Origin of the sequence: Micromonospora sp. WMMD1076, assembly GCF_029581475.1 — a bacterium.
In the GTDB taxonomy this organism is placed as follows: Bacteria; Actinomycetota; Actinomycetes; order Mycobacteriales; family Micromonosporaceae; genus Micromonospora; species Micromonospora aurantiaca.
Genome location: NZ_CP120862.1, coordinates 1880946 through 1900015, shown reverse-complemented (window position 1 = coordinate 1900015; position 19070 = coordinate 1880946). Strand labels below are relative to the sequence as shown.

Below are 19070 nucleotides of genomic sequence, written 5' to 3'. Positions count from 1 at the left end.
ATCACCCGATTCGATCGACGCGGGCCCCGGTGAATTCGCCCGATTCATGGACACGGGCAACTTGATTGTCTACTTCTGCATGACCGCCGTGGCTGATCTCACCCAAAACAGCACCGACAGCCCTTCCATGCACATCTTCCAGGCGGTTCTGCACCTTAAATGTTGCATCATCGCCCTTACCGAACTTGAATTCCTGACCATAAACAGCGTCAAGGATCGACTTGGCTTTACCTAGAACTATGCGAAGTTGGGCTTCCCTTCCGTCGAGGTTCTCGTAACCCTGCGAAACCCTCAGCAACGCATGCAAGATTCGAATTTCCGACTCGTGTTGCTCGATGAGATCATCATTAAGTTGCAGTGGTCCGTCAACCTCGATCGATGAGGGAATTTCCAGAGCTTCCGGTGCCGACGGATGTTCGCCCTGTCGGCTCGCACGCCGACGTTCAAGAAAGAGGTCGAGTTGACCGTAGGCAAACCTGACGCCCTCAGCCAGCGCAGCGCCCACCAGGACTGGGAAGGTAACTTCTTCCACTGGGTCTCCTTCCGTAACCATACGTATGGGGCAACCATGTGGCGTTGCTCGGACCAGGCGCCACAACTGCGCGGCCCATCGGGTGCAAGCAGCTCCATACTCGACAATACGGCAACTTTCGCTCTCTCGTCTTGCCGTAGATCGATGAGGATCTGACTCTCTAAGCGTCTGACCTGGGGAACTTGGTCTTCGATAGGACTCGAGTCATTGGATTTGTCGAGTTGCCGACACTCATCCTTGGGCTTTCACTACCGACAGCGGCAGGTGTATGTTGTCTTCCTTTGGTCCACGCAATCACTCGACTATGCGGTAGCTGCTCGCGTCCACGGACAAAAAACCACCCTGCGGCAACGGGCCAATTGGGGCTCCTGCTGAGAGGGCATCAATGAAGTACTGTCACGCTATGACCTGTTTGCGGCAAGCCCTACCTGCCTTATCCGTCGCTGTCGACGGCGAGCGACCCTCGTCGTGCAGGCCATCCTCGTTCTGCGCCACGTCGAAGCCAACCGCTACGCAGAATAAAAAGGCTCAATAGCTGGCCGTCAATGTTTTCCTCAAGGTCAGCCCCTTCTAGCGAACCGCATGCTGCTACTCGGCTGCAATAGTGGTTAAGACCGGAACCCGAAGCTCGTTGGCGATCGGAGTGTAGAGGTCGATGTCCTGCCCATGCGTACGGAGCGAGACGATGAGTGCGTAGCGCACGGGCAGGTTTGTTCGGTCGGAACGGCGGTTGTTTTTCCACCAGCCACCGGTGGGGTAGACGGCGATCGAGTTACACGCCGCGAGCTCCTGGCCCGTGCCGGTCCACTCGTCTTGGTGCAGCGAACCGAGGTGGCGCTGGCTTGGTCCGATGAACCACCGGTCGGTCGTTGTTCCCGTCCGCGAGGTGCCTTCTTCATCGTCTCCGGCGTCGCGGTTGATGCGTCGAACGAACTCGGTCTGGGTCTCGAGCGAACTCTGTAGATCGAAGCGGAGCCCGTGCGAGGGGTAGAGGTACCGCTGTCGCCAGCCGCGTCTTGATGCGGACGGCTCAATGAAGTAGGACAAGGTAATGCGCAGGCGCACCGATGTGTCACCGATGTTGGAAAGCACATCTGCGGGCCAGGGCAGGGTGTGCAGGCGGAACCTCTGCATGCGGTAGTCGCCGTCGAAGGGCACGAAGCGGTCCTGGCTGACGAGCGTGACGGCCTGTTCGGTCGAGTAGAGCACAGCGGCTTCGGTGGGGACGCCCCATCCGTAGCGGCGCAGCAGGTTGAGCCGTCCTGCTTTGCCCGATTTGCTGCGCAGTTCGGCCTCCATCGGAGGAGTCCACTCGGCGGAATGCGTGAGAAGGCCGCGAACTGTCTCGGGCCAGTACTCCGGGTAGCGCGCCATCGTCAGGGCGGCTAGTCGAGATGCTTGAGCCGCGGCGGCGCTGGTGGCGTTCGCGGACGCCAACCGCATGTCGTTGGCGCTTCCGGTGGAGCGGAGTGAGAACAGTGGATGCCGATCTTCGAATCCGCCGGCGCCGTCGCTGAGGACGTTGCCACCCTCCATACAGATGTCAGGTTTGATTGGCCAGCGACGCGGGGCGAACATCACCGATGTTCGGCTATGCGGTGACAGCTCACCGGCCTTCGCCATGGGTTTCCAGCCGTCGTAGTCCGGGTTGCCTGGTAACGCGTCGAGGTCGGTGTGCGCGGCGACGGTCAGGGCGTTCCAGGCTTGCGCAGGATCTTCTATCGCTGATGTGTCCGACTCGGCCCGGTGGTCGAGTTGGTAGCTGTCGACGTTTCCGGCCGCGACGACGATGAGCCGTGCGGCGCTCTCATCGGGTGTAGTGAGCAGCCGTAGTGTTGGGCCGTCGCGGACAATGTCGGTCCCCGTGGCAAGGGCATCGACGGTCGCTGACCAGAGGGTTGGTTCGCCTGGCTTGTCGGGTGTGGTGCTCAGCGGCAGGCAGAAGACGCGACGTCGCGCGGCGGTGATCTCGGGAAGAGCAACGGCGTTGGCGGTGGCCGTCCCGTAGTCGAGTGGGTCGGTTTGTTGTTCGCCGGAACCTGGCCACATCCGCACGGATTCGAGACGGTGCACGAGGCGCACGGGTTCATTTGTGGCGAGCGGGCCGTCCAGGTTGCCGTAGAGGGCAAGGCCTGCCATGGATGTGCCGTGGCCGTTTACGTCGGTGCCGGACTCGCCCATGATGCTGTGCTGGTCGCCGGTGCTGAGCGAGTCACGCAACAGCAGGTGGGTTCGGAAGACGCCGGTGTCGAGGTGGCAGACGGCAGGGGCATCGACGCCTGCCGGGGTAATCCGGGCCGCGAGGTCCTGCACGTACTCGTTCTGTTCGCCGACGGGAAGGTCCTCGAAGGAGTCGATGAACTCGGGACGGCGGATCTCGGCGATCGGGACGCTGAGGAACGGCAAGACCTGAAGTTGCTCCCACGTCGCCTGTACCCATACGACAACTCGATCATAGAAGGTGACCGTTCTGGGGACCGAGCGCAGGCGGTAGGTAGCGAGGAACTTGTCGAAGGCATCTCGGTTAAGTTCTGCGGCTTCGAGCCATAGTTCCCACCAGTGCGTGCCGGATCGTGGTGGCTCGTCGGCGGAGGTCCACAGGTCTTCGAGGATGGCGCGTCGGATCCGGCCGATGTTGGCGACGAGGGCCTGGTTGGCGGGGTTGCCATCCGGGGTTGTCCAGTTTTTCTGGGCGGCCTTCGTGGAGAGCTGTGTGAGGTAGTCCTCGAACAGCTTGAGAAACGCTGCTCGGTGAGCGTCCGCGACCCAGACTGTTGCGCGCTCCGGCTCGTCATCGGTGGCGGGGTGTACCGAGAGCAGCAGCCACATCGGCTGTCTCGGGGTTTTGCGGTGTTTGGTGTGCCGGTTCAGTGAATCGAGTTGAAGCGGGTAAGCCGCGTCGGTGCCCTCTAGGACGATGACCGTGCCCAGCGCCCGGAGCTCTTCGACACTGACGCTAAGGGCATGACGTTCCTGGTCGGCCTCGGAGAATGCTTGATCGAGTTGCTCGCCGACGGCGAGCCCATGGGCCCGGTGCTCGACCGGGCGAATCTTGGGATTGCCCTGCCCACCGCGGTGGAAGTCTTCATCTGCGGCGCGCTCGATGATGTAGAGGTGGTCGAGGTGCCGTAGTTCGTCAGCCAACGCTGGCCTGCCGACGAGCAGTGAGTGCTTCGATCAGATCCTCACGGGTGACGCTGGCTTCGCCGCGCATGAGCGCGCCCTTGGCAGCTGCCTCCGCCGCCTTGACGAGATCGGCATGGCTGAGACCGTGCGTGCACTCGGCCAGCTTCGCAAAGCTCAGCCCTGTTGCTAGAGAGCCGAGCCGCAGACGGATCACTGTGGTTGCCTGGCGGGCGTCGGGTAGGTGATAGGTCAGCACCGCGTCGAAGCGTCTGAACAGGGCCCGATCGAGGATGGAGCGATGGTTGGTGGCCGCGATGACAATCGACTCTGGGCTGGCCTGCTCAAGGAAGACAAGGAACGAGTTGAGGATACGACGAGCCTCGCCGACGTCGTTTCCTGAACGGTCAGCACCGAGCGCGTCGAACTCATCGAAGAGGTAGATACCCCGGCGTGCGGCGACGGCATCGAACACCACACGAAGCTTCGCTGCAGTTTCGCCCATGTACTTGCTGAGCAAGCTGTCTAGGCGGACGGTGAACATCGGCAGAGCGAGTTCGTGTGCGAGCACAGATGCCGTCATCGTCTTGCCGGTACCTGGAGGGCCTTCAAGCAGGAGACGATGTGCGGGGGCGAATCCGTGCTCGAGAAGCGTCTTGCGCTGGCGTTGCTCGCCGATGACTTGCTTGATGTGTGCGACGAGAGAGGCTGGAGCGACGAGGTCGCGCAGCGCCACCTCTGGATGAGACACCTCGACAAGTTCGGCGAGATCTCCGCGGGGCTGGGCGAGTTTGGTGACATTACTACGCGGGGTGGTCTGACGGACGGTGTCGACGGCCTTTTTGATGTCGTCGGCCAGCAGGTGGTGCCCCCGGCGGGCCTCGCGGGCGGCTACCTGCAGCGCGACGGAGTAGAAGGCCGCGTCGTCGCCGGCGGCATGGCTGCGCACCATGGCGGTGATGTGCTCGCCGAGCCCAGCCACGCCTCCCCCTCCCCGCGCCTCTGATGGACAGGGTTATCTCTCTGTCTATCGTACGGGTGCGACGTCCTCGGTCTAAGGACTCGTCCTCCAGGTCGCGTCGCGCGGCGGGCCGAGTCGATCTGGACGCATCGTGACCATCACGCTGCCTCTAATTGATCTCACCGGGCGGCGTCGCTTCCTCCAGACCGAAGCGATCGAAGGTTCTCCGCACAATCGGTGGGCGCCATCAAGGGACAAAAGCCCCTTTAGGTGCTTAAGCGCACGCAAGCCTGGCCAGACCTGGCCGTGGTCACAGTCCCCACATTTCGCCCTTCGCGTGCCTTAGCGTCCTGTGGGACAGAAAGCCCTGGCAGGACCGGGTCTAACACCGACTGATGATCTTTGCTGGCCGTGAGGGTGTGTTGGGGCCAGTTGTGACCATATCTGTGACCAAAAGATCAAGAAAAGCGGCACTCCTCGATGGGAAATGCCGCTTGACCTGCACAAACACAAGGTGGAGCCGAGGGGACTCGAACCCCTGACCCCCACACTGCCAGTAAACCGGCCAGCCTGCTGGGGTCTGCCCGGCAGCGTCGGTTCATGCCGAACATGCAGGTCAGCGCACTCTTGATCGTTCGAACCATGACGGCCTCAACCGGGCCTTTCCAAGCCGTCCGTGAGACGGTGGTGAGATATCGCGGCAGCGGAGCGGGCTGGGCGCCCAGCCCGCTCCCCAACCCAGCATCCACCTCTGCGCCTGCGTTTCAGTCGGCCGGACTCGTTGCACCGGGTTGCTGACTTCGCAGCGCGGAGCAGCCGCCAGGCAGGGTTGTTCCGAGGAAGACCTCAAAGTCGTCGTGATCCACCGCGCTACCCCTGCCCGCACCCATTGCCCGGTAAAGACCAAGCTGGTACGGACGGCTACCGAACGCTATCTGCCGGGCACGTTCCTCTGGCAGACGGTGCCGCGCTCACGGGCCTCGGCATGGTGTTCGGGTACGGCAGCACGCTCCGCGAGGCCCCCCACGGGCCCACCCCTGCATCGGTGGCGCACAGGGTTCGGGATCGCCCGTCTGGGGCCGGCTCCGCCGTACGGGACGGTTACCCGGCTCGTGACGAGAGAAATTCTGGCCGCTTGGCGGGAGATGGCGCCCTGGCCGGCTGGACTTTCGAGCGAATCAGCGGTCCAGAATAGACGACTAGACCTAAACGACCCGAGCCGCGAAACTTGACAGAAACATGACAGGTGGCCGCGACGCGCGTGGCTCTTCATCACTCGGCGCAGACCGAGCCCTAACCTGTCAGCCGTTCACCTCTCGACAAGGAGATAGCGGCGTGCGGGATCACGTTGGGGTTTCAATCCCCTTGACCATTGTCAATGATGGCGGCAAGCGGTTGGATTACTCGCCGGCAGACGTATCCATCGGCATCGTACGGCTGGGCCGATGGCAGATTCACCCGGTGCGGATGGATCGAGGGCTCTTCGACCGTTCCTCGGCCTATCTAATCAAGATGAACTGGGGGTTGGAGCTCGAACCGGACCTGGCAACGATGCCTTGGCTCGAGATCGGACTCCATCTCGACAGCGACGAACGGGCCACCGTTTTGGACGCGGTCCCCCGGAGTTCGAACACGCCCCAGGCAGCCAGCTCGTACACGATAAATCGGCACCTGGAACTCGTCCCCGCAACGTCATCCGACGAAGCACAGATCCATACTCCGGCCATCGAAGAAAGCATCAACCAGCACGACACCGGCACCTCCTCGGTGCGCTGGCGGTACTCGACGCGCTCCCGCTTCGGCATACAACCCGGGTCTCGCGCAGCCTGGATTCTCCTGCTCGCACCGGAGGGCCGTACGCAGCAGCCGTGCCGGCTCGCGGTGCGGTACGACCTGCGGCCGGACGACGACACGCCCTACCTGCCCACCCAGCAATCGGCCACGTTCACGATCACGCTCGACGATTCCCCACCGGAGGGGGCGATCTCCCCGCTGGCGTCCGCGCCCCGCCGCACCGAGCCGGTCGGCAACACCCGATCCGCGTTCATCTGCTACGCCCACGAGTCGCCCCAGTTCAAGGCGGATGTCAAGAGACTCGCCGACGTCCTGCTCGGCGAAGGGCTCGATGTCCACTTGGACCAGTTCGACGGTGGACCGAGAAAGGAATGGGGGAACTGGGCCCGGAAGAATTTCGATGAACAGGAGTTCACTCTCGTCATTGCCTCGAAGGCCATGCGAGATGTCGGAGACGGTCTGATCACGGACGGCCGGCATTCCGGCCTGCAGAGCGAGCTCACCGCGCTCAAGACGTACTACCAGCGCTATCCCGAGTGGCAACGATACGTCCTTCCGGTGATCCTGCCAGAGCAGTCGAAGGACGGCATACCGATCTTCCTCGGGCCCGAAAGCTGGGACTACTACGAGGTGGACGACTACACGCCCCGTGGCGTGGGATACCTGACGGATGCCATTCGAAAGACCGAGCCGCGGACGTTTCGGCTCAAGTAGCCGTCACTCGTCGTCCGGCTCGGAGTTTCGGTAGTCCGGATGGTCCTGGTCCGCGACGATGCTGAGGTGCAGCGGGGCGGGGACGAGGGTTCGGCCGTCCCAGGCGATCGGCTGCTCGCACAGCCGCGCCGCGAGGGCGGCCAACTCCGCCGGCTCCCACAGGCCCGATCGGACGACCAGAATCTCCCGTGCGGTATAGGAGTGCCACGGCACGCCCAGCTCGTGGCGAAGGTGGTCGGGCAGAGTCCAACGGGTGTACTGCGCACCGGTCCGGCCCCCTTTCGCCGCGAGCGATCGGGACTTGCCGGCAAGCAGCCACGACGGCTCGGCGCTCTCCACCAATCGATAGACGCCGTTGCCGGGGGCGGCGGGTTGAAGCGGATCGCTCGCCTGCCGTCCCTCGTTGACCCGGGTGACCGGCCTGCCGAGCTCTGCCATATCGGCGTTCATCCGGACTACGGCGACGTCGAGCCCTTCGGCGCGTAGACGGTCGCCCGGCAGCGGACCGTTCCCGAATCGAACGTTCTGGAGTCCGGGCCAGATCGCCCTGGCCGTCTCCGCCGCCACGAACACCACGACTGGTACGCCCTGCAGATCCGACGAAACCAGATCCATCAGGCGCCGCTCGATCTCCACCCGAGTAGCCCCCGCCTTCTCCCCGGTACGACCGAGATGGGTAACGCCGATGGCACCGGCGTGGAAATCGGTCAGGGCGTCAGCGACCGGGGCCCATTCGCGCCTGCGGTCGCTGTACATCAGCACGCGCCACTGATCCAGCGCGTCTGGATCCGCGAGGATCGCGATCATGGTGATCACAAACGGCCGCTCCCGGCCTGAGGTCCGCTGGGCCCGCGCATGAATGCCGAGCAGAAGGGTGCGCCGGTCCAGCCGGTTACGCAGGCGGATCCTGGCCACCGCACTCCGCACCCGCTCATCGAGCACGCCGGCCGATCGCAGCAGGTCGCGCAGTGCCGCCCGGGCCGCGTGCTCCTGAGTGGCCTCCGTCGCTCGAGGTGCCCCAGACGGCAGGACAGCCGGTTCGGTGGCGAGAAACTGCGTCGGGATGCCCAGGTGCCCGAAGAGCCGGCGCAGGTGTGGCTTGGCGTCGATCTCACGATCGCCCACGCCTGGGTGGTACTCGGTTTCCACCCAGGCAACGACCAGATGATCGTCTTCGTCGGGCAGGTGCAGCGAGTCGAGAGCCGCCGCCCGATTGGGGCTCGCGTGGTCGACCAGGTCTGGGCAGTAGCGGGCGAGCAGGTCCAACCGCTCGTGCACCCGTGTGACGGCGCCGTCGGCCGCCGGCCGGTAACCGGTGAGCTCGTCGAGCTGATCGAGCATGCGATCGCGGGCCTCGGCGGTGCGGTACAGGCAGACGATGGTCACCTTTTTGTAGCCGGTCGGCGCGACCGACTCCGGGCGGACGCCTTCGGCCGGAAACTTTTCGACGCGTTCCGGAAGGTTGATCGCCCCGTCCCGCTCGTAGGTCAGCGGCGCGAGCAGCGGCAGTTCCGCTGTGAGGTATTCGTGCAACCGGAGCATGAACCTCGGCCCCGGGCCGCTGCCCAAGTCGGACCTGCCATGACGCAACTTCGGCCGGTATTCGGCTGGGCACGCGGGAAACTCGTCCGGCAGCCGCAGCGGCGCGAGTTGGCATGCCGAGAGGATGGACGCGAGGGCCGGGTCGAACTCGGCATGCCACTCGTCTCCGACCTTGCGCCGCCTGACCGGAACGTCCAGGATCGGCGCATCGTCCGCGCGCTCGACCCAGAGCGCCCCGTACCACTTGCCGCGCGGGTCGATGAGCGACTGATGGGCGTCGAAGGCCAGTACGAAGTCCTCGATGCCGGGACGGGTGGTCAACCGGACGGACACCGTGGTCATGGCGAACGCCGTGCCGTCCCGGCCGCCGATGAGATCATCCGCCGCCCAGGCCAGTAGCTGCCCGAAGGTGTCCATCCGCAGTCGCACCGGGGCACGGCTGTCGATCGGGAGCGGGCGCGCGGCCAGGGTACGGGCGATCTGCCAGGCGGCCACTCGGAAGACCCAGTTCGGCGCGACCGGTACCGCTCCCGCCCGGAACTCGACGAAGTCCGTGAAGCACCGGCCCTCCTCCGGATCGGGGATGAGGTCGGCCAGGACGGCGGGTCCGCCGGCACGAACGTGACGCTCCCAGGCGCGCACCGCCACCCGGAGGCGATGGTCAAGGGCGCAGTCGGTGGTCAGCAGGAGCGCCTTCGCCCCAGAGTCGCGCTCTCGTTCGGCAAGGTCACGCTCTCCGAACAGCCGCACCGGCCTGCCGGTCGCCGCCATCAGCCCGGTGGCCAGGGATGCGAACGGCGGGCGACCACCCGGCAGCGTCGCCCAGGCGTCCTGGAACCCGGCAGTGAGCGGGTACGCAGTCACCGTACCGAGCAGCGTGGTCAGATGTTCACGGGGAATCCGGTAGGCGAGTGTGCTCAGCACGCGGAGGCTCCATCGCTGTGTCGGGCGGCGTAGTCGAGGAAGGCGTCGAGGGTCGAGCCGTAGAACTCGCGCATGTCGCGTCGTTGCTCCGGCCGCCACCTCGTCAGCAACGTGGTGATCAGTGCCGGCAGATCGGTGCCCCGGGAACCGGTCTGGAAGGCGCCGTCGACCAGATGCAGAACGGCGGAGGTGCCACCCCGGCGGGCCCGGCCGATGAGTTGGATCGCGCCGAGGACGATCTCCGCAGCGACGCCGAGCCGCACCAGCTCGGGTTGGCTCTGGAAGTAGGGTGGACAGCGCATGATCTCGTCGAGGAATTCGCGCGCCTCGTTCCGGCGTCTGGCGAGCAGGGCCACCGGGTCCGCGACCGGACCGGGGTGTCGGTGCAGCGCCCACGCCTGGACGTGAGCGACGAGTTCCGCAGGTTCGTCGATGATCGGTATCGGCCGGATGATCAGCCACACCGACCCGAGCGCGGACCGGGAGCCGGAGCCGATGATGTTGATCCCGCGCTGTACCCGGGCCAGCGGTGCAATGAGAATCTCGGCACCGGGCAGAGACGGGAACATCTCCAACCGATCGGCCTCCAGTTCCTGCCACGATTGCCCGTCCGACGGCTTCGACTCGGGCGGCACACCGAGGCAGATTCTCATCCCGTTCACGCCCGCGGCCACCAGCCCTTCCGCAACGTGCCGGGCCGCGGCGTACGAGGTGGTGGCGAGCAACACTCGCTGCCGATCCGGGTCCTCTCGCGCCAAGCGCTCGAACTCCCCGACAAGGTGTCGTGACCAGAGCGACTTGGCGATCCGCCGGGTGGCGTCGTCCCGGTCGGTACCCTGCCGGCCGGAGATCCGGCCAGCGTCATGGTCCGCGTCGGGCACGGTCGCCGGCTCGACGCGTACCCCTCCGGCCGTCTCGTCGCGCACCCACCATCGTGGCCGCACGTGCAGATGGTGGTGTGGAGCGAACGGAAAGTACGAGGTCGCGGAGAGCCCGAGGACGATGCGCCGGGTGCCGGCGTGGGCCAGCGCGGTGACGTCGCCGAGCCCCACCGCATAGCTGTGCGGATCACCGCCGAACGCCGCGGTCGCGAGCCGGGCGGGTTCGGAGCCGGTGTCGTCGGAGTACTCGGTGAAGGCGAACACGAGCCTGCCCAGCGGACCGTACGGAGTGGACCGCCACTGCCCGTACGCGCCGAGCGCGTCGGCAATTTCCTGCGCCGACTGGATGCCGATGTCCACCAACTGGGAGTTGTTCGCCATCAACCGGTGCAGGAAAAACCGGATGCGTTCGAGAATCGACCGACGGAGCATCCCATCGACAAACTCCCGCCGATCGTCCTCGGACAGAGCAGGGACCATGTCGCCGAGCGCGTGTCGGGCGGCGTGGATCGCGACTCCCGCGAAGCCACCCGTCCCCGCCACGAGCTCAAGCTGACGCCTGGCCCGGTCGAACCCGTCCGGCTCGTCCGAGCCTGGCCGGACCTGGCCCGAAAAGAGCGAGCGGAACAGTCTCGTCTGCTCCTCGGTAACCTGATCCGGCTCGACACCGAAAAGCTTGGCGACAAGCCAGTTGTCCCGCCGACGGGGCAGAATCCAGGCCCGGCCCGGCCCCGGACGACGACGTCCCTTCGGCCCTCGGGCGGCACCCAGGCGTTCGTAGGCCAGGTGACTGACGTAGTTCTCCGACAGGTAGCGGAGACCGAAGTAGGCGTCCCGGACGTTGGCGTCGACATCGTCGTGCAGCCGGCCGAACGCGGCGCCGAAATCCTCGTCGAAAGCCCGTAGTTGAGTGGTCGTCCGACCGGCCTGGTCCAACACCAGACCGCGTCCCGCCTGCTCGATCGCCGTACGCTGGAACACGTCGACCTCATCGACGACGACAACCTGGCAGCGGCGCAGCAGCAACTCCTCGACGCTGAGCCGGTCGTTGCCGCCGTGACCATCCTGCACCGGGGTTTGCAGGACCCCCAGCAGCAGGTTCACGTGCGAGGTCACGATCACGTCGGCGGTGCACGCCGCCCGTGATGCCTGGAACCGGCCGCAGGTCGTGCGCCACGGGCAGGCGAAGACGCGGGGCTTGGCGTTGCCGCGTCGGGGCTCGCGCAGTTTCGTGCAGGGCTCGTTACCGGGCGCCCAGCCGTCAACGCCGCCCGTGCTGGTCGCGACGGCGGCGAGCGCGCACCCGTACCCGAAACGGTCCCACACCCAGTCGGCGTCAGGGCCGTCGGCCGACGTGCGTGCGGCGACCGTCTCGGCGACCTTGGTACGCGATCGGGGCGAGGTCAGCGCGACGATCTCGCGCTTCAGGCCGAGGGCCGCGACGGCCCGCTCGATCTGGTAGGTGGCCTTGACGACGTCCGCGTTCGTCGGCAATACGAACCCGACCGCAACCTTCTTCATCATCGCCCAGCAGGCGAAGACCTCGACCAGCACGACCGACTTACCGAAGCCGGTGTAGGCGAGCAGCGAATTGGTCTCGCCCGCCGTCAGTTGCAGACCTTCGACGTCGTCCGTGTCCCGCGAGCGGATCGACCTCCGGAACCTCTCCACTGCCCCGGCCCGGTGGTCTCCCGGAATGTCCGGGCGTCCGTCCAGGTCCTTGGAGATCGTGGCGAGTTCGTCGAAGGACACCAACAGGTCGGCCAGCGGCGGCGACGTCACCACCTCGGGCAACGGATGCCCGGGATCCTGGTGGTGCGCCTGGAGTTCGAAGCGGAACTCGACGTAGCGGTCGTCGGTGCCGGCGACACCCGGAACCCGGATCGACGTCGTGTACGTGCCCGGGGTGGCGGGGGGCAGAGCACGCCGACGCGCGGCGTGGATCTCGTCGAGATCGTTCAGCGCCGCGTCGACGAAGTCGGCGAGTGGCATCCCGGCGTCGACGACGATCCGGCCGCCGACGCCGTCCTGATAGTCCTCCCCCGCCCGGCACCCGCCGATCGCCTTGTCCCGCAGTAGTCGGTCGAGGATGGCGCCAGCCGTCTCGGGGTTGGCCAGGTCGTTGACCCGGCGCTTGAGAAGCCGGGCAGAGCGCTCCCGTCGGCCGACGGCCACCGGCCCACCGGCCCACCATCCCGACCATTCGGCGATGTGCCCGTCGAGCAGGAAGAGCACCCGGTCCCGGGTCGTGGTCCAGGCCGTCCCTTCGCCATCGATCGGAAACAGGTCCGCGGCCAGCCCGATCGCCGCGGCCATCACTCTCGGTCGGACTCTTCGGACGTCTGCGGTCTCCGTCCGCTCGGTCACCGGCACTCCTTGAGCTGATTGCGGATCCGGGAGACGAACCGCCGCTCGGTGGTGACCCGGACGGCTCTCGGCAACGCGTCCTGGAGGACCCCGAGCTGGCGGTCGTGGGTGTCGGGGAGCAGGATCTCAACATCCGGCCGCGCATCACGCAGCTTCTCCAGGAGCCGCCTCGTTGACCGGTACTCCTTGAGGTCGATCTTGTACGCCATGGACCCGACCGTCACCAACAGGTCGTACGCGTCGAGATCGGGCCAGAGCTCCACGGCGGCCCCGAGCCTCGTAAGCTTCCGGTAGAGGCGCAGCTCGCTGGCGCCCGGAACGACCACGAACCGCCAGATGCCGGTTTCGACACAGACCGCGTCGGCTGCGGGCTGGGCGGCAGGCATCGCCACTCGTGGCCCCGGGTCGGTCCGGGTCAGCACCGGCCGGATCCGATGTCGTGACCTCGGCCCGGTTTCCGGCGCTACACCGGGTCTGGACCTCGACCTGGCCCACGGGGTGCGGGCGATCCGGTAGGACGCCGTGTGCGGGCGGTAGCGACAGCGCACCCGGTCCCCGGTGACCGCCATCGGCCAGCGGCAGATGGGGCACGGCCACCACCAGTCCACGCCGTCCCTCGCCCGGTGCCGCTGCTCGGCGGGGATGGCTTGGTATCCGCCCGGCGGCAGGCTGACCCCGGCCACGCTCAGCAGCTCGCGCAGCTCGGCGCGGGACGTGGCGGCGGGATGCTCGATCAGAAATCTCCGGGACGCGACATAGTCCTGCTGCCGGCCGGACTCCGCCATCGCCTCGCGCGCGGCCGCCTGGATCTGCTCGGCTCGCATCATGGTCCAGGAGGGCAGCCGGGATCCCTTGTCGATCGCCGCACCGAGTGGGCCGGCATACTCGCAGGCGAGATCGTATGCCTGGTCGGTGAGGCAGTCGTCCGCCAGCAGGATCGCGTCGGAGATCTCCCTGTCGTCGCAGTCCGCGATGGCGGGCAACAGACCCAGCCTGCGGTGCAGTGCCTCGGCCAGCTCCCCCGGGGTGACCGGCCCCACGCCGGGGCCGTGTGCCGCCATGAGCACGCCGGTCATCCGCGCCACCTCCTTGACGGCTGCGGCTCCGGTGTGCCGCACCGACCAGGCGTACGCCGCACGCAGCACGGCGGCCAGAACCTGCTCCCACGGCGCGGGCGGGCCGACGACCGGGCCCGTCACGAAGGCTCCGTTCGGGCGTCCGGACACCAGCGGGTGAATGGACAGTCCCGGCACGCCTTGCCCGGTTTCGTCGGGTAGTCGGTATCCGCGAACCAGCCCTCGGCGAGGCTGGTCACCTTTCGTTGAGCGCGAGCGCGTACCGCCGGGTCGTCGACCTCCACCCCGGTGAGGATCGGCCCTGTCGATGTCAGTCGCTCGAGTTCGACCCGGAGCCGGGTGCCGTGCTCGGCATACACGTCTCCGGCCGAGAGCAGCACCGCGAGCGCGAGCTGCGGAAACGTTGTGAACCCCGGATGTCCTGGCGCACGGCGGGACTTGGTCTCGCGCAGTGTCCAACCGGCCGTGTCCCGGTAGAGCAGATCCGCCTTGGCGACGACCAACGCGTTCGCCTCTGGATCGAACACGACGATCAGATGCTCGGGCAGCAGCGTCGCCTCGTCGGTGAGCCCGCGGATCGGGCAGATCAGCGAATGGTCGCCGATCATCTGCACCCCCAGCCTGGCCTCCTTTCCCTCGACGCTCCAGCCACCCGAGGTCCACGACCGGGTAGAGCCCGGCACGTCCGGCGCGCGGCACCCGCGGTGCGGGATCGCTCGGTGCCGCTGCTCGATCCAGTGGTGCACGGCCCGACCTCGGCGGGTCGCGGGAGTCTCCTCGACTGACCGGTCACCGGGGAGGAAGAGACTCCGGAAGTACGCCCGGGCGGGACAGGCGGCGTTGTCGGCTCCCGTGCTCACCGACCAGGTCCGCCGCGGCTCGGTGCTGGCGGAGACGCCCAGCAGTCCGGGCATCGACGGCACGGCCGGACAGCAGTCGACCAGGACGCATCGGACGCAGTCGTACCCCGGTCGGTGGTCGCCCCCGGCGGTCACCGTCGTCAAGGGCTCCTCGACCACAGCTTTGTAGCGTTCGATGGCCTCCTGGCGGGTGTCATCGAAGAGGACCCGGGCCGAGCCATCCAGGCAGCCCACCTCCACGACCCGGACCCGCCGTGGCGGCTCGAACCGGCCGAGGCGGTACTCCCTGCTGGACCAGGGGTTAGTCAGGACAGGGCTGGCGCCGGCCACCACGCCGGCGGCGAAGGCGACCTCACGCAGATCGACCTCGCGCTGATCGGCTCGACGGCGATCGCCCACGGGCTCACCACCCGGCTGGGTACCCGTTGATCGATCGTCGACCGAACGGGGGCGCAGCAAGCGGATCTCCCGGACGCCGTCCCCGGTCTCGTAGCGACGCCCGTGGACCGTCTCCTCGTACATCCCCGGGCGCTCCGACGCCGTTGGGCGCTGGCGAGCCCACCACCGCGACACCGGTACGAGACCAGCGGGGATGCCCTCGATCTTCGTCTCGGCCGCCAGCACGTTTCCCACCGCGTAGGCCACCCATCGCGCCACCCCGGGATGCGGAGCGGCACGTTCACGCCAGCGCCGGATCGCCACGGCCGTATCGAGCCGGTCGAACTCGATGAAATCGAGCACCGTGTGCACTGCGCGGAGCGGAGACGACCCAGCAGCGGCTCGGGTACGCTCGCCTATGTCAGAGCGTGACAATCCAGGATGGACCTCGACGGCAATGCGCTCCGGACAGCGTTCACCGACATCGCGCGCGTGTCCCGAACGTACCCGAACTAGTGCGCCGTTTCCGGACAGAACATTAGATCTCAGCCAGTCAGCCATGTACGTCTTTCCCTCGGCGCGCGACGGTGCGTCACCGCGATTCCCGGTTACGGCCGGAGACGCTATCGTGCCGATCTGGCGCCGGGCTACCGGTGGCATGTTTTTGTCCAAAAACTGCACGACGTTCGGGAGGACGCGTGGCGGAGGGGCCCGGATTCCATGGCCTGTTCATCGGGGTGAACAACTACCAACATCCCAGCTTCAGGGCGCTGAGCTTCGCCAGGAGGGACGCGGGGGTGCTCCACGCACTCTTCTCGGACACCTTCGGTGGCAACGCCACCCTGCTGCTCGAGGGGGACGCAACCAGAGACAAAATCCTGACAGAACTAGGCCGGATCGAGTCAACGTCCGCCGATTCGGATATCGTCGTCGTCACCTTCTCGGGCCACGGCACTCCAGCACATGAACTGGCCCCCTGGGACGCCTCCCCGGAGCGACCTACCGAGACGGCGATACCCTTTGCCGACTTCGCCGGTCACCTCGAACGCATCACGGCACGGGTTCTTATCGTGGTGCTCGACTGCTGCTTCTCCGGCGGTCTGCTCAAAACGAGGATTCACCAGGCGGAGGTCACCCACCAGGCGAAGGTGCTGCACCAGCCCGACGACGGGTACACCAGCCGCCATGCGACAGCGGACGCCGATGTTGATCTACTCCTAAGTCGGGTACGCGGCTCCGGACACTTCGTGTTCGCCGCGTCCGGGCCGGACGAGTATGCCTACGAAAAGGCGGAATTCGGCCACGGCGTACTCACCCACTACGTGATCCAGGCGCTGCTCGGCCCCGCCAGCGTGCTGGACGGCGACGGGATCTCGATGCTGAGCTTCGCCGACTACGTTCTGAGGAATGTCGCATGGCACCGGTCCGGGCTCCTCCGGAGGAGCCAGGACGCGAGGCTCGGAGGCTCGATGTCGCGGGTGCGGATACCCGTGCTGCGGCCGGGTCCCCGGTACGCCGAGATCGCCGGCACACCCCCGCTGCCCGCCACGAAAGCCCTCTCCTCGCTGCATCGGCATGGCATTCCGGACAACGTCACAACGATTTGGAGCTCGTCCATCAGGCAGCTCAACGAGGTCCAGCTCACCACGGTCAACAACGCTGGTCTGCTGCGCGGCGAACCGGTGCTGGTGAGCGCTCCGACCGCCAGCGGAAAGACGCTGGTCGGCGAACTCGCAGCGGTCCGGGCGAAGCAGGCCGGGAAGCGGAGCGTCTTCCTGCTGCCGAGCCGGGCGATGGTCAATGAACAGTACGACCGGTTCCGGCAGATGTACGAGCCGCTCGGGATCACAACGGTTCGGGCCACCGGCGAGCTGCGCGACCACCTTACCCACCTGCTCCGCGGCGACTACGACTTCGCGGTGCTGACCTACGAGAAGTTCAGCGGCCTACTGAGCAGGCGGCCAGGCCTGCTGCACCAGATCGGGGTACTGGTGGTCGACGAGATCCATACCCTGTTCGACCCCACCCGCGGTCCCGGGCTCGAAACGCTGCTCACCCAGATCAAGCATGGGCGCAAGTCCGGGACAGTGCCTCAGCTCGTCGGGCTGTCGGCGGTGCTCGGCGATCCGCACGGCCTCGCAGGCTGGTTGGGCACGGAGTTGGTGACTAGTCGACACCGCTCGGTGCCGCTCGTCGAGAACGTGATCGGCCCCGATGGCAGGTGCCACAGTCGCCGCAGCGACCTCGACGAACCGGATGCGCCAGACCCGCAGGCCACGCCGTTCATCGACCCTGTGCACAGTGGTGCAAAGGACGACGTGCTGGCCGCCCTGGTGACCACGCTGATCTCCAGGGGCCAGCAAGTGATCGTTTTTCGGGGCACCCGGGACCAGGCGAGACGCACGGCGGACCGGCTCGCGGACACGCTGTCGCTGCCGCCCGCCGAGAAAACGATTGCCGGCCTGGCAGGCAGGGACACCGGCAACACATACGACCGGCTGCGCCGATGCCTGGCGGGTGGCGTCGCGTTTCACACCGCCGACCTGTCCGAGCGGGAGCGGCGGGTGGTCGAGCAGGCGTACCGGGAGTCCGGCAGCGAGGTTCGCGTGCTGGTGGCCACCACGACGTTGGCCCAGGGCGTCAACCTGCCCGCCGACGCGGTGGTGATCTGCGAACTCACCCATCCGGATGGCACCGACTACACGGTCTCGGAGTACAAGAACATGGCGGGACGGGCGGGGCGCGCGGCCGAGAACGTCCCGGAGGGCATGGCGTTCGTTCTGGTCGGCGGGAGCGCCGACACGACGGCCAAGTGGCAACGCTACGTACTCGGCGAGCCCGACGCACGCTGGTCGGCGCTGCTGGCTCCCGCAGGCAACCTGGGCACGCTGGTGCTGAACGTTCTGTCGGTCATTATGGCCAACCAGGGCCACTGTGCCGAGGAGGACGTGCGCGACTTCCTCGCCCACACGCTCGCCGCTCACCAGGCGTACCTGCGGCACATGCCGAGCCCGTTTCCCGACGACCTGGTACGCGCGACCGTCGAGGATCTGCTCGACCAGTCCTTCCTGTCGCGTGACCACGCCGGCCTGGCGCTGACCCGGCTCGGTCGGATCGTGGTGGAGCACGGCCTCGGCATCCGCTCGGTCCGGAGGATCGTCGACCTGCTCGCGACGGTCGGCCTGGCCGAGCTGACCGACCGGACCCTGCTGTGCGTCGCACAGTTCGTTGACGAGCTCCGTGATGTCCGCTTCATCTGGAGCAGCGCCAATCCGCAGGGGGACCTGGATTACCTACGGAACTGGCTGTCCGAGAGCAACGTGCCACACAAGGTGATGGCGTTCACCGATAGGGACCCGGCGGAGGGTGCCGGCAACCTGCGAAGGGCCTTCGCCAGCTTGAGCTGGACGCGTGGTCGGCCGCTCGCCCAGATCGAGCACGGTATGCTGTCGACGGTCCGGAAGCCTGGCATCACTGGCGACCCGGGGCCGATAGTGCAGGCGATGCGAAGAGCTGCGGACGTGATTGCCGCAGTCATCAACATTGCGTGTCACGTGCATCCCGAGGCTGACCTCGGTGATCTGTGGGAGGTCCTGCCCGGCAGCCAGGAACTCGGCATCCTCGCAGAGCACGTGCTGATCGCGAGGAAACTCGACGGCGATGTCGATCGTGGCGTCTTCGTGGCGCTGTGGGAGGCCGGGCTGACGACGGTCCGATCGGTCCGGGCGGCCGACGAAGACATCCTGTTGGATTGTGTAGGCGGCGATCACGACATGCTCCGGCGGCTTCTCGACGCGGCGAAGGTGGCCGCGGAGGAGAAGGAGCGGCCGTCCCTCAGCGATATCGTTCCGCCGATTTCCGACTGAACGGGTCGCCCACGTGCTCACCGGGTCGCCGCAGGGTGGCGGCTGACTGCCA

The 19070-nt window shown here is 66.7% G+C and carries 9 protein-coding genes and 1 pseudogene; 3 read left to right on the top strand and 7 right to left on the bottom strand.

Translation table 11 applies throughout. The features are described from left to right. Position 1 precedes the first annotated feature (1 nt). Positions 2-532 (bottom strand): hypothetical protein, encoded by a 531-nt coding sequence (locus O7622_RS09290; RefSeq protein WP_282312894.1) that lies wholly within the window; start codon positions 530-532, stop codon positions 2-4. Between the two features lie 435 nt (positions 533-967). Here O7622_RS09290 and O7622_RS09285 point away from each other — a divergent pair. Beyond that, positions 968-1054 (top strand): annotated as a pseudogene (locus O7622_RS09285) (IS5/IS1182 family transposase); the annotation flags it as partial. Between the two features lie 66 nt (positions 1055-1120). On the opposite strand, the gene O7622_RS09280 reads toward O7622_RS09285, so the two are convergent. After that, positions 1121-3676 carry a S8 family peptidase gene (locus tag O7622_RS09280; protein ID WP_282312892.1) on the bottom strand — a complete coding sequence of 852 codons (2556 nt, stop codon included), beginning with the start codon at positions 3674-3676 and terminating at the stop codon, positions 1121-1123. Beyond that, a complete protein-coding gene (locus O7622_RS09275) occupies positions 3669-4637 on the bottom strand; it encodes an AAA family ATPase (protein WP_282312890.1) in 969 nt (322 codons plus the stop codon). The genes O7622_RS09280 and O7622_RS09275 overlap by 8 nt, the downstream gene beginning before the upstream one ends. Before the next feature lie 1314 nt (positions 4638-5951). Between O7622_RS09275 and O7622_RS09270 the strand changes: the two genes are divergently transcribed. Continuing rightward, complete coding sequence (locus O7622_RS09270; protein WP_282312889.1) at positions 5952-7124, top strand: TIR domain-containing protein; 1173 nt, start codon at positions 5952-5954, stop codon at positions 7122-7124. A gap of 3 nt (positions 7125-7127) precedes the next feature. Here the strand turns inward: O7622_RS09270 and O7622_RS09265 are convergent, their stop codons facing one another. Genes O7622_RS09265 through O7622_RS09250 form a run of 4 tightly spaced genes read right to left on the bottom strand, consistent with a single transcriptional unit; the run spans position 7128 to position 15524 of the window. Beyond that, on the bottom strand, positions 7128-9590 hold the full coding sequence (locus O7622_RS09265) for an RNaseH domain-containing protein (protein WP_282312888.1): 2463 nt from the start codon (positions 9588-9590) through the stop codon (positions 7128-7130). Further along, a complete protein-coding gene (locus tag O7622_RS09260) occupies positions 9584-12838 on the bottom strand; it encodes a hypothetical protein (RefSeq protein ID WP_282312887.1) in 3255 nt (1084 codons plus the stop codon). The genes O7622_RS09265 and O7622_RS09260 overlap by 7 nt, the downstream gene beginning before the upstream one ends. Further along, positions 12835-14037, bottom strand: a complete 1203-nt coding sequence (locus O7622_RS09255; RefSeq protein WP_282312886.1) for a hypothetical protein — start codon at positions 14035-14037, stop codon at positions 12835-12837. The genes O7622_RS09260 and O7622_RS09255 overlap by 4 nt, the downstream gene beginning before the upstream one ends. Beyond that, entirely contained in the window at positions 14034-15524 is a 1491-nt protein-coding gene (locus O7622_RS09250) for a PD-(D/E)XK nuclease family protein (protein ID WP_282312885.1), read from the bottom strand. Before O7622_RS09250 ends, O7622_RS09255 begins: the two co-directional genes overlap by 4 nt. A 326-nt stretch (positions 15525-15850) precedes the next feature. On the opposite strand from O7622_RS09250, the gene O7622_RS09245 reads away from it, so the two are divergent. Next, a complete protein-coding gene (locus O7622_RS09245) occupies positions 15851-19018 on the top strand; it encodes a DEAD/DEAH box helicase (RefSeq protein WP_282312884.1) in 3168 nt (1055 codons plus the stop codon). Positions 19019-19070: the final 52 nt, after the last annotated feature.